Consider the following 13214-nt stretch of genomic DNA (forward strand, 5'->3'; position numbering starts at 1 on the left):
TTCTTCTTCCTTTACTTTTTAGTTTTTAATCTCATTTTGACATCCTCAACACAAGGGTGCATTAGAATCTGAAATGAGCGAACGCACGGTTAGCTTCCGCCATTCTGTGCATATCTTCTTTACGTTTGTAAGCACCACCTTGCTCATTGAATGCATCCATGATTTCGGCAGCCAATTTATCAGCCATTGATTTACCACCTCTTTTACGAGCAAAAAGAATCAGATTCTTCATTGAGATAGACTCTTTACGATCCGGGCGAATTTCTGTAGGAACCTGGAAAGTAGCACCACCTACACGGCGAGACTTAACTTCCACTTGCGGAGTCACGTTATCCAACGCTTTTTTCCAAATTTCAAGAGCAGATTTTTCCTCGTTAGGAAGTTTTGTTTTAACTGTTTCTAAAGCAGCGTAAAAAATTTCGTAAGATGTATTTTTCTTTCCATCATACATCAAGTGATTTACGAATTTTGAAACCTTTTGGTCATTGTACACGGGATCCGGAAGGATAACGCGTTTTTTGGGTTTAGCTTTTCTCATTTGTTTGAAAAATAATGTTTTTGTTTTTGGTTGTCTATTCTTGACATCTTCAATTCTCCCACCGGAAAATTTACTCAACCTTTATAGCTTATTCCAACAAACTAAAACGAAAGTTATTACTTTAAATAGTTGATCTTAGATCGATTTATTTTTTCTTTCCCTTTGCAGGAGCTGCAGCTTGTCCCGGTTTCGGACGTTTAGCACCATACTTAGAACGTCTTTGAGTACGTCCGGCTACACCTGCTGTATCAAGGGTTCCACGAACGATATGATAACGCACACCCGGAAGGTCTTTTACACGTCCACCGCGTACCAATACGATTGAGTGTTCCTGCAAGTTGTGTCCTTCTCCCGGAATGTATGAGTTAACCTCTTTTTGGTTAGTCAAACGTACACGGGCAACTTTACGCATTGCAGAGTTAGGTTTCTTCGGAGTGGTTGTATACACTCTCACGCAAACGCCACGTCTTTGAGGACATGAATCGAGGGCCGGAGATTTACTTTTCTCCACCAGCACTTCGCGTCCTTTTCTTACTAATTGCTGAATTGTAGGCATTTCAAATTGTTTTTAATTTATATTATTGTTATATTAATTTCGTAACTATACATTTTGGGCTGCAAAAATACGAATAATATTTGAATAATCAATGCACTACCTCTTTTTTTTCATTTTTAACCCTTTATATTACTCTCAGGCTTCACCTTTTACAGCCATTGGAGGTAAAGATTGTTCATCAGCCAATCGTACAGGTCCAAACACACGTTCATATTTTGCAATATTTTCTTCCAAAGCACGAAGCAAGCGCTTGGCATGTTCAGGTGCTAAAATAATCCGCGACTGAACACCAGCCTTAGGTACTCCCGGCATAACTCGTATAAAATCAAGTATAAATTCCGAACTGGAATGAGTAATAATAGCCAAGTTAGCATAGGTTCCCTGTGCAACATCTTCTTTTAACTCAATCTGTAATTGATTGTTAGGATTCTGTTCTTCCATGTTTCAACAATGTTATAAAATTAAATATATATTCTAAGTCTACCAGCAAAAATTATTCAGTCTCTTTGTCATAAGAAAGAAGGAGGCATTTCATAACCGGAAGACGGATGTTTTCCTATTAAAAGATTCTATTTCTCTTTACAAATTTACAATAATCCGAATAGGAAGCAAAGATTTTATCCTGTTATTTCCAGATTATAAATTTACCTGCAACAAATTAAAGAAAGTTTTGAAAAAATCCAGATTAAATCACAGCCACTACCCAGAAAGATAGAACTACTCAAAACAAATCTTACTGAAACATTCAAAACCAAAATACAAAAAAGGAGCAATTACCTTTATGGCAATCACTCCTCTTTACTATAGTCAATTGAATTGTATTATTCTACTTCATTATAATCAAGTACCGTTTTCTTATTAGCTAAGATACGATCATACTCTTCCTTTGAACCAACAATAACCTTATCAAACTCACGCTGACCTGTACCGGCAGGAATTAAATGACCACAAATCACATTTTCCTTCATACCTTCAAGCTTATCAATCTTGCCATTTATAGCAGCTTCATTCAATACTTTCGTTGTTTCCTGGAAAGATGCGGCTGACATAAAGCTGGAAGTTTGCAAAGCGGCACGTGTAATACCCTGAAGAATCTGAGTAGAAGTAGCAGCAATAGCATCACGTACTTCAACTGGCTTCAAGTCACGGCGTTTCAGCATACTATTTTCATCACGCAGCTTACGTGCAGTTACAATCTGTCCTGGCTGCATTGTCTGAGAATCACCAGCATCTACAACAACCTTTTTGCCCCAGATACGATCATTCTCTTCCATAAACTCAAGTTTGTCAACAACCTGCTGTTCAAGGAAACGAGTATCTCCCGGTTCGTCAATTTCAACTTTACGCATCATCTGACGAACAATAATTTCAAAGTGTTTATCGTTAATTTTCACACCTTGCAAACGGTATACATCCTGAACTTCATTCACAATATATTCCTGTACTGCTGTCGGACCTTTAATAGCCAAAATATCAGCTGGAGTAGTAGCACCATCTGACAACGGAGTACCAGCACGAACATAGTCATTCTCCTGCACCAGAATCTGCTTAGATAAGTTAACCAGATATTTTTTAACCTCACCGGTTTTGGATGTAACCACAATTTCACGATTACCACGTTTAATTTTACCCATAGTAACCTCACCATCAATTTCCGATACAACAGCCGGATTCGACGGATTACGTGCTTCGAACAGTTCAGTAACACGAGGAAGACCACCAGTGATATCACCAGCCTTACCTACCGCACGCGGTATCTTCACAATAACCTCACCGGCTTTCACCTTCTGGCCATTCTCAATGATAACGTGTCCACCCACAGGCAAGTTGTAAGTACGTATCAAATCACCGTCTTCAGTAAGAATATGAACAGAAGGTACCTTCGTCTTGTCTTTAGACTCTATAATGATAATTTCACGAAGTCCGGTTGCTTCATCCGATTCAACCTTATAAGTGACATTCTCAACAACACTCTCAAATTCAATCTTACCAGTAGCCTCAGTGATAATAACAGCGTTGAACGGATCCCACTTAGCAATAAGCTTACCTTTCTCAACCACTTCTCCATCAGCCACATACAATGTAGAGCCATAAGGTACATTGTGAGTAGACAAAACTATATTCGTATTAACATCCACGAAACGCACTTCAGCCAAACGACCTACTACTACTTTCGCAGCTTCACCGGTTTCATCAACAACGTCTACAGTACGGAGTTCTTCAAACTCCAGACGAGCTGCATTCTTAGCTACAATACTTGCATTGGCTGCAATATTAGCAGCAGTACCACCGGCATGGAAGGTACGCAAAGTCAGCTGTGTACCCGGTTCACCAATTGACTGGGCAGCGATTACACCAACAGCCTCGCCTTTTTGAACCATACGGCTGGTTGCAAGATTACGTCCGTAACACTTAGCACATACACCTTTTTTAGATTCACAAGTCAATACCGAACGGATTTCAACACTCTCAATCGGAGATTCCTGAATCTTCTTAGCAATGTCTTCTGTTATTTCTTCCCCACCTGAAACAAGCAATTCACCTGTTGTAGGATGGATAATATCATGTACGGATACACGGCCAAGAATACGTTCATATAGAGTTGCAATAACTTCATCGTTATTCTTCAAGTCTGTACAAACCAGTCCACGAAGTGTACCACAGTCCTCTTCATTAATAATCACATCATGTGAAACGTCCACCAGACGACGAGTCAGATATCCTGCATCGGCAGTCTTTAACGCAGTATCAGCCAAACCTTTACGAGCACCATGGGTAGAAATAAAATACTCCAACACCGAAAGTCCTTCTTTAAAGTTCGATAAGATTGGGTTTTCAATAATCTGTCCGCCCTCTGCACCAGCCTTCTGCGGTTTAGCCATCAAACCACGCATACCTGACAGCTGACGAATCTGTTCTTTAGAACCACGCGCACCAGAGTCAAGCATCATATATACAGAATTAAAACCTTGGTCATCTGAAGAAATAGTCTTCATCAAAATGTTTGACAGTTCTGAGTTAACATGTGTCCAGATATCGATCACCTGATTATAACGTTCATTATTGGTGATGAAACCCATATTATAGTTGTTGATCACCTGCTCTACTTCGTCATATCCTTTTTGAACCAATACCTCTTTCTCTTTCGGGATAATAATATCACCTAAGTTAAATGACAAACCACCCTTAAAGGCCATCTGGTAACCAAGATTTTTAATTCCATCAAGGAAATCAGCAGCTTTCGCCACACCGCATACCTTAATTACATCACTAATGATGTCACGGAGTGATTTTTTAGAGATAATGGTATTAATATAACCAGCTTCAGGTGGAACAATCTCGTTAACAATAACACGCCCAACCGAAGTCTCACGCATCACATCTATAATATTACCGTTTTCGTCAACATCCTTTACGATTACTTTCACCGGGGCATGAATATCAACCTTACCTTCATTGTAAGCAATCAATGCTTCTTCCGGACCATAGAAAGTCAAACCTTCCCCTTTAGCTCCCGTACGCAACTTAGTTATGTAATACAAACCAAGTACCATATCCTGTGCAGGTACCGTAATAGGAGCACCATTAGCCGGATTCAAAATATTATGCGACTGAAGCATCAACATTTGTGCTTCAAGAATAGCTTCATTACTCAAAGGCAAGTGCACAGCCATCTGGTCACCATCAAAATCTGCATTGAACGCCGTACAAGCAAGTGGATGCAACTGAATAGCTTTACCTTCGATCATCTTCGGCTGAAAAGCCTGAATACCCAAACGGTGAAGAGTCGGTGCACGGTTCAACAGCACAGGGTGTCCTTTCATTACATGCTCAAGAATATCCCAGATCACAGGTTCCTTACGGTCTACAATCTTCTTCGCTGATTTCACAGTCTTCACAATGCCGCGTTCGATCAACTTACGAATGATAAACGGTTTATAAAGTTCGGCAGCCATCAATTTAGGAATACCACACTCACCCATTTTCAACTCAGGACCTACAACGATAACCGAACGAGCTGAATAGTCAACACGTTTACCAAGTAAGTTTTGACGAAAACGTCCCTGTTTACCTTTCAAACTATCAGATAATGATTTCAATGGACGATTAGCATCCGTCTTAACAGCACTTGATTTACGTGAGTTATCAAACAATGAATCAACAGATTCCTGAAGCATACGTTTTTCATTACGTAAAATTACTTCCGGAGCCTTGATTTCAATCAAACGTTTCAAACGATTGTTACGGATAATTACGCGACGATAAAGGTCGTTCAAATCCGATGTAGCAAAACGACCACCATCCAACGGTACTAATGGGCGAAGTTCAGGAGGAATAACCGGTACAATACGCACGATCATCCATTCCGGCTTATTACGTCCACGAGATGCACGGAAGGACTCCACTACCTGCAAACGTTTCAGAGCCTCATTTTTACGCTGCTGTGAAGCATCATTTCCGGCGCGATGACGCAACTCGTATGATAATGCATCCAGGTCAAGACGTGCCAGAAGATCATAAATAGCCTCTGCACCCATCTTAGCAATAAACTTATTCGGATCTGTATCTTCCAGATACTGATTATCTTTCGGAAGTGTATCCAGAATATCCAGATATTCTTCTTCTGAAAGCAAATCAAATTCAGCTACACCGTCTTCAGCTTTAACACCTGGCTGAATCACAACGTAACGCTCGTAATAAATAATAGAATCCAGCTTCTTGGTAGGCAAACCCAACAAGTAACCGATCTTATTAGGAAGTGAACGGAAATACCAGATGTGTGCCACCGGCACTACCAGCTGAATATGTCCCATACGTTCACGACGTACTTTCTTTTCAGTAACTTCTACACCACAACGGTCGCAGACGATACCTTTATAACGGATACGTTTATACTTACCGCAATGGCACTCATAATCCTTAATAGGACCAAAGATACGCTCACAAAACAAACCGTCACGTTCAGGCTTGTAAGTACGATAATTAATGGTTTCAGGCTTTAATACTTCACCACTCGAATTCTCTAAGATTTCTTCCGGAGAAGCCAAACCGATAGAGATTTTCGAGAAATTGCTCTTCGTCTTATTTTCTTTTCTAAAAGCCATACTCTTATATTAGTTGAAAATTGAAAGTTAAAAGTCGAAAGTTGAAGTTTGATAATTGAAAGCAGAGAGTAATAAAACTTTCAACTTTCAATTATCAACTTTCAACTAAAATAATTATTCCAGATTAATACTTAGTCCCAAACCTCTCAATTCGTGCAACAACACATTTAGAGATTCCGGGATACCAGGTTGTGGCATAGGTTCACCCTTAACGATTGCTTCGTAAGCTTTAGAACGTCCCACAACATCATCTGATTTAATTGTTAATATTTCCTGAAGAATGTGTGCAGCACCGAAACCTTCGAGTGCCCAAACCTCCATTTCTCCGAAACGCTGACCACCAAACTGAGCTTTACCACCAAGTGGCTGCTGAGTAATAAGTGAGTACGGACCGATAGAACGAGCATGCATTTTATCTTCAACCATGTGTCCCAATTTCAACATATAGGTTACCCCCACAGTTGCTGCCTGGTCAAATTTCTCACCCGTACCACCATCGCAAAGATAAGTCTTACAATAACGTGGCAACCCTGCCTTGTCTGTCCACTGATCCAGATCTTCCATGGTAGCACCATCGAAAATAGGAGTGGCAAACTTAACGCCGAGCGTCTTTCCAGCACGACCAAGAACAGCTTCAAAAATCTGTCCGATGTTCATACGTGAAGGCACACCCAATGGGTTCAAAACAATATCAACCGGAGTTCCATCTTCAAGGAACGGCATATCTTCCTGACGAACAACACGGGAAACAATACCTTTGTTACCGTGACGACCTGCCATCTTATCACCAACACCGATCTTACGTTTTTTAGCAATATATACTTTCGCCATCTGAATGATACCTGCAGGAAGTTCATCACCAATAGTGATAGCAAACTTCTTACGCTTCAATTCTGCATCAAGCTCTTTATACTTCTTGATATAGTTCATCACCAAATCACGAATCATACCATTGATATGTTCATCATTCGTCCAATTACTTAACTGGATAGATGTAAAGTCGAGCGAATCAAAATCAGATACATTAAATTTGGAACCCTTTGCAATAACTTCAGCTCCCAAATAATCCTTTACCCCTTGTGAAACTTTACCTTCAGTCAACGTCATTAGTTTCTTCACAAGAATACGTTTCAAATCTGAAGCTTTTCCTTCAAACTCATCATCTATCTTCGGAAGCAAAGCTTTATCCGCCAACTTAGAACTACGGTTCTTGATTACACGTGAGAAGAGTTTCTTGTCAATAACCACCCCCTTCAATGAAGGAGAAGCTTTCAAAGAAGCATCTTTCACATCACCGGCTTTATCACCAAAGATAGCACGAAGCAATTTCTCCTCCGGCGAAGGATCAGACTCACCCTTCGGAGTGATTTTACCAATCATGATATCTCCCGGCTGAATACGCGCGCCAATACGCACAATACCGTTTTCATCAAGGTCTTTAGTGGCTTCTTCACTTACATTAGGAATATCAGAAGTCAATTCTTCCATTCCGCGTTTTGTTTCGCGAACCTCTAACGAGTATTCTTCAACATGTACAGAAGTGAGCAAGTCCTCACGAACAACACGTTCGTTCAATACAATAGCATCTTCATAGTTATATCCCTTCCATGGCATATATGCAACGAGCAAATTCTTACCCAATGCCAATTCACCATTTTCAGTAGAATAACCTTCTGTCAAGATTTGACCTTTTGTTACCCGATCACCTCTATTACAGATCGGACGAAGGTCAATTGTCATATTTTGGTTGGTCTTACGGAATTTAGGAATTCTATATTCCTTCAGAGCTGATTCAAAGCTTACAAATTCCTCGTCTTCAGTACGATCATACAAAATACGAATGGTAGTAGCATCAACATAATCAATTACACCATCACCTTCCGCAGTTATCTGCGTACGTGAGTCTCTAACCAGCTGACGTTCGATACCAGTACCTACAATAGGAGCTTCACTTCTCAACAAAGGAACTGCCTGACGCATCATGTTTGATCCCATCAATGCACGGTTAGCATCGTCGTGTTCCAGAAACGGAATCAAAGAAGCTGCGATAGAAGCAATCTGCTGAGGAGAAACATCCATCAACTCTACTTCAGCAGGTTCCACAACCGGGAAATCAGCATCCTGACGAGATTTTACTTTGTTACGAATAAATGTTCCATCATCATTCAACGGAGCATTACCCTGCGCAATGACCTTACCTTCTTCTTCTTCTGCAGTCAGATAAATCAAACCATTATCAGAAAGATCTACCTTAGCATTCTCTACCTTACGATATGGGGTTTCGATGAATCCGAGATCATTAATTTTTGCAAATACACACAACGACGAAATCAAACCGATATTCGGTCCTTCCGGGGTTTCAATCGGACAAAGACGACCATAGTGTGTGTAATGAACGTCACGAACCTCAAATCCGGCACGTTCACGAGAAAGACCACCCGGACCCAGTGCAGACATACGACGCTTGTGAGTAATCTCAGCCAGCGGGTTTGTCTGATCCATAAACTGTGACAAAGCATTGGTTCCGAAGAATGAATTAATAACAGAAGAAATTGTCTTCGCATTGATCAAATCAATCGGAGTAAACACTTCGTTATCACGAACGTTCATACGTTCACGAATAGTACGTGACATACGAGCCAGACCAACAGCAAACTGATTAGACAGCTGCTCGCCTACTGTACGTACACGACGATTGCTCAAGTGGTCAATATCATCCACATCTGCTTTTGAGTTAATCAACTCAATCAGATATTTAATGATTTCAATGATATCTTCCTTGGTAAGAACACGTACATCCATATCAGTCGTTAGATTCAACTTTTTGTTGATTCTATAACGACCTACATCACCAAGGTCATATCTCTTTTCCGAGAAGAACAGGTTATTTATTACCTCACGTGCACTTGCATCATCGGCAGGGTCTGCATTACGCAACTGACGATAAATATAGAGTACCGCTTCTTTTTCCGAGTTACTCGGGTCCTTCTGCAGCGTATTATATATAATGGAGTAATCAGACTGATTCGGTTCATCCTTATGGATCAGGATATTCTGAACGCCCGATTCAATAATTTCATTGATATGTTCTTCCTCAATGACAGTTTCACGGTCGATAATAACCTCATTACGCTCGATAGAAACTACTTCACCAGTATCTTCATCAACAAAATCTTCAATCCAGGTTTTCAAAACACGGGCAGCGAGCTTACGACCCACGATTCTCTTAAGATTTGTCTTATTTACCTTTACATCTTCTGCCAGGTTAAAAATCTCAAGAATATCTTTATCATTTTCAAAGCCAATCGCTCTCAACAGCGTTGTTACAGGCAATTTTTTCTTTCGGTCGATGTATGCGTACATCACATTATTGATGTCGGTAGCAAACTCAATCCATGAACCCTTGAATGGAATAATACGTGCCGAGTATAATTTCGTACCGTTAGCATGAACACTCTGACCGAAGAATACACCCGGAGAACGATGAAGCTGAGACACAACTACACGTTCGGCACCATTGATGACAAAAGTCGCCTTGTCAGTCATGTAGGGAATCGGACCGAGAAACACATCCTGAATCACTGTATCAAAATCCTCATGGTCAGGATCAGTACAGTAAAGCTTGAGTTTCGCTTTCAAAGGGACACTATAAGTAAGCCCACGCTCTATACAATCATCAATGGTATAGCGCGGCGGATCAATATAATAGTCCAAAAACTCAAGAACAAAATTATTTCTTGTATCGGCAATAGGGAAGTTTTCAGCAAATACTTTATACAATCCCTCATTCTTACGCTTTTCGGGCGGGGTGTCTAGTTGTAGAAAGTCTTGGAATGACTTCAATTGTACTTCCAGGAAATCCGGATATTCAAGCGGATTCTTAGTCGAAGCAAAATTAACTCTTTGATTTACAGTATTTGAAGACATCTGTCAATGAATTTGAAGAACTTAATTTTAAATATATACACAAAAAGGTTAAGAATCCTCTTGCGAAGGATTCTTAACCGAATTACCTGATTTCCAGGCTAATGTTATTTAAGTTCAACTTCAGCTCCAGCTTCTTCCAATGTTTTCTTCAATGATTCTGCTTCGTCTTTAGCTAAACCTTCTTTTACTACGCTAGGAGCACCGTCTACCATGTCCTTAGCTTCTTTCAAACCAAGACCACAAGCTTCCTTAACGGCCTTTACAACCTGAAGTTTAGCTGCACCAGCGCTTTTCAATACTACGTCGAAAGAAGTTTTTTCTTCTACAGCAGCAGCACCAGCTGCAGGACCAGCAGCAACAGCAACAGCTGCAGCAGCAGGTTCAATACCGTATTCTTCTTTAAGGATAGTTGCAAGTTCATTAACTTCTTTTACTGTCAAGTTAACTAATTGTTCTGCAAAAGCTTTCAAATCTGCCATTTTTTGTATGATTTTAATTGTTTAATTACTTTGTTGATTATAAAAATTATTCAGGTCTTTACTTCCTTCACAGTCAGTGACCCTTTTTTGAAACTTACGCTTCGGTACGTTCACCAAGAGTTTTGAGAACTCCGTGAAGGGTGTTACCACCTGATTGAAGAGCAGAAATAACATTCTTGGCCGGAGATTGCAACAGGGCAATAACGTCAGCAATAACTTCATTTTTACTCTTGATAGCTACGAGAGCATCCAACTGGTCAGCACCAACATAGAAGCTTTCTTCTGCATAAGCGGCTTTCAGTCCAGGAACTCCATCCTTAGCTTTGTCTTTGATCAATTTAGCCGGTACATTAGCAACGTTACTAAACATTACAGCAGTAGTGCCAGTCAAAGAATTGTAAAGAGGAGAAAAGTCTTCTTCCAAAGATTCAAGTGCTTTGTGAAGCAATGTATTCTTAACCACCATCAATTTGATGTCAGCCTTGAAACAAGCTCTTCTCAAGCTACTTGTAGCAGCAGCGTTCATAGCTGTTACATCTACCAAGTAGAAGTGACCATATTCCTTTACTGTATCAGCGATATGCGCAATAATCGTATTTTTATCTTCCTTTCTCATTATTCCTCCGTTTTATTAGATTTCCTCTACCGTCTTCGGGTCGATTTTGATACCCGCACTCATCGTGCTAGAAAGATAAATACTCTTAATATATGTACCCTTGGCTGCAGTTGGTTTCAATTTATTCAATGTAGCAATAAATTCTTTTGCGTTATCGCGAATCTTTTCTGCATCAAATGAAACTTTACCAATTGAAGTATGAACAATACCACTCTTATCAACTTTAAAGTCAATCTTACCTTGTTTTACTTCTTTTACAGCTTTAGCAACATCCATAGTTACAGTACCACTCTTCGGGTTAGGCATCAATCCGCGAGGACCAAGCACACGACCGAGTGCACCAATTTTACCCATGATAGATGGCATAGTGATGATCACATCAATATCAGTCCATCCACCTTTGATCTTTTCGATATATTCATCCAGACCAACATAGTCAGCACCCGCTTCTTTTGCAGCAGCTTCAGCATCCGGTGTACATAGTACCAACACACGAACTTCTTTACCAGTACCATGAGGAAGTGAAACAACACCTCTCACCATCTGGTTAGCTTTACGTGGATCAACACCTAAACGTACATCAATATCTAATGAAGCATCAAACTTAGTAAAAGTAATTTCCTTTACCAAAGATGCAGCCTCTTTCAGTGAGTATGCTTTCCCTGCTTCAATTTTTCCTGCAGCTAACTTTTGATTTTTTGTCAGTTTACCCATTACAATTGAAGTTTATTAATTATTAACCGGGAACTCCCCTTTTACAGCGATACCCATACTTCTAGCTGTACCTGCAACCATCTTCATGGCAGCTTCCACAGTAAAACAGTTCAAGTCAACCATTTTGTCCTGAGCAATCGTACGAACCTGTTCCCAAGTTAATTCGGCAACTTTCTTACGGTTAGGCTCAGCAGAACCACTCTTTACCTTAGCTACTTCAAGCAATTGAATAGCAACGGGAGGAGTCTTGATTACAAAATCGAAAGACTTATCTGCGTAGTAAGTAATAATAACAGGCAGAATTTTACCTGCTTTGTCCTGGGTTCTGGCATTGAATTGCTTGCAAAACTCCATGATATTAATTCCCTTAGAACCCAGTGCAGGTCCAACGGGAGGTGATGGATTTGCAGCGCCTCCTTTAATCTGTAATTTGATTAGTCCAGCAACTTCTTTAGCCATTTTTTAATTGATTTATATATAAACATTAATGAAGAATACTACAGCGTAACACCTGCACTATTCTTTTTCCACTTGCATAAAGCCTAATTCAAGCGGCGTTTTGCGCCCGAATATCTTTACCATGACCTTCAGTTTCTTTTTTTCACTATTCACCTCTTCAATGATGCCACTGAATCCGCTGAAAGGACCAAAAGTAACCTTTACAGTTTCACCTACAACATATGGGATATTTAACTCTTCTCCCGTCTCCTGCAGTTCATCCACTGTACCAAGTATACGATTCACTTCCGATTGTCTAAGGGGTACCGGCTTTTCAGAGCCACCCAAAAAACCTATCACATTAGGAGTATTTCTCAAGTGGTGAGATACCTCACCTACCAAAGCAGCCTCCACCAAAACGTAACCAGGGAGATAACTTCTCTCTTTCACAATTTTTTTACCATTGCGAACCTGATATACTTTTTCGGTAGGAATCAATACCTGAGATACATATTCGCCTAAGTCGCTGTTTTTGATATCAGCTTCAAGATACTCTTTAACCTTAGCTTCTTTTCCACTAATGGCACGCAAAACATACCATTTCTTTTCAATCTCAGACATCACCATTCCTTTTGTTTAATGTGGATAAATTATTTTCTCCATGAAATTCTGGAAACAAAGATCCATCAAGAACACCAGCAGTGCAATTATCAGGGAAGCATATAAAACAGCAACTGCATTACTGGACAATTCAGAATACGTAGGCCACGATACTTTATGTACAAGTTCGTCGTAAGATTCTTTAATATAAGCTACTACTTTTTTCATCTTATAAAAATTA

The 13214-nt window shown here is 40.0% G+C and carries 11 protein-coding genes; all 11 read right to left on the reverse strand.

What is annotated here, in order from left to right; all coding sequences use genetic code 11:
- Window positions 1-61: 61 nt before the first annotated feature.
- Window positions 62-538, reverse strand: a complete 477-nt coding sequence (gene rpsG, locus K8P02_RS15995; RefSeq protein WP_002558077.1) for a 30S ribosomal protein S7 — start codon at window positions 536-538, stop codon at window positions 62-64.
- Window positions 539-683: 145 nt separating this feature from the next.
- Window positions 684-1094 carry a 30S ribosomal protein S12 gene (gene rpsL, locus K8P02_RS16000; protein ID WP_002558078.1) on the reverse strand — a complete coding sequence of 137 codons (411 nt, stop codon included), beginning with the start codon at window positions 1092-1094 and terminating at the stop codon, window positions 684-686.
- Between the two features lie 135 nt (window positions 1095-1229).
- Window positions 1230-1535, reverse strand: coding sequence for a DUF3467 domain-containing protein (locus K8P02_RS16005; protein ID WP_002558079.1), 306 nt, complete (start codon window positions 1533-1535; stop codon window positions 1230-1232).
- Between the two features lie 380 nt (window positions 1536-1915).
- Window positions 1916-6199 carry a DNA-directed RNA polymerase subunit beta' gene (rpoC, locus tag K8P02_RS16010; protein ID WP_002558080.1) on the reverse strand — a complete coding sequence of 1428 codons (4284 nt, stop codon included), beginning with the start codon at window positions 6197-6199 and terminating at the stop codon, window positions 1916-1918.
- Between the two features lie 114 nt (window positions 6200-6313).
- Complete coding sequence (rpoB, locus tag K8P02_RS16015; RefSeq protein WP_002558081.1) at window positions 6314-10126, reverse strand: DNA-directed RNA polymerase subunit beta; 3813 nt, start codon at window positions 10124-10126, stop codon at window positions 6314-6316.
- A 104-nt stretch (window positions 10127-10230) separates the two neighbouring features.
- A complete protein-coding gene (gene rplL, locus K8P02_RS16020) occupies window positions 10231-10605 on the reverse strand; it encodes a 50S ribosomal protein L7/L12 (protein WP_002558082.1) in 375 nt (124 codons plus the stop codon).
- Between the two features lie 94 nt (window positions 10606-10699).
- Window positions 10700-11221: a 50S ribosomal protein L10 gene (gene rplJ, locus K8P02_RS16025; protein WP_002558083.1), complete on the reverse strand. Its 522-nt coding sequence runs from the start codon at window positions 11219-11221 to the stop codon at window positions 10700-10702.
- Between the two features lie 15 nt (window positions 11222-11236).
- On the reverse strand, window positions 11237-11935 hold the full coding sequence (gene rplA, locus K8P02_RS16030) for a 50S ribosomal protein L1 (RefSeq protein ID WP_002558084.1): 699 nt from the start codon (window positions 11933-11935) through the stop codon (window positions 11237-11239).
- A 15-nt stretch (window positions 11936-11950) separates the two neighbouring features.
- Window positions 11951-12394 carry a 50S ribosomal protein L11 gene (gene rplK / locus K8P02_RS16035; RefSeq protein WP_002558085.1) on the reverse strand — a complete coding sequence of 148 codons (444 nt, stop codon included), beginning with the start codon at window positions 12392-12394 and terminating at the stop codon, window positions 11951-11953.
- 57 nt (window positions 12395-12451) lie between these two features.
- On the reverse strand, window positions 12452-12994 hold the full coding sequence (nusG, locus tag K8P02_RS16040) for a transcription termination/antitermination protein NusG (protein ID WP_002558086.1): 543 nt from the start codon (window positions 12992-12994) through the stop codon (window positions 12452-12454).
- 15 nt (window positions 12995-13009) lie between these two features.
- Window positions 13010-13201, reverse strand: a complete 192-nt coding sequence (gene secE / locus K8P02_RS16045; RefSeq protein ID WP_025866944.1) for a preprotein translocase subunit SecE — start codon at window positions 13199-13201, stop codon at window positions 13010-13012.
- Between the last annotated feature and the right edge of the window lie 13 nt (window positions 13202-13214).

This window comes from Bacteroides nordii, from assembly GCF_019930665.1.
Classification (GTDB): Bacteria; Bacteroidota; Bacteroidia; order Bacteroidales; family Bacteroidaceae; genus Bacteroides; species Bacteroides nordii.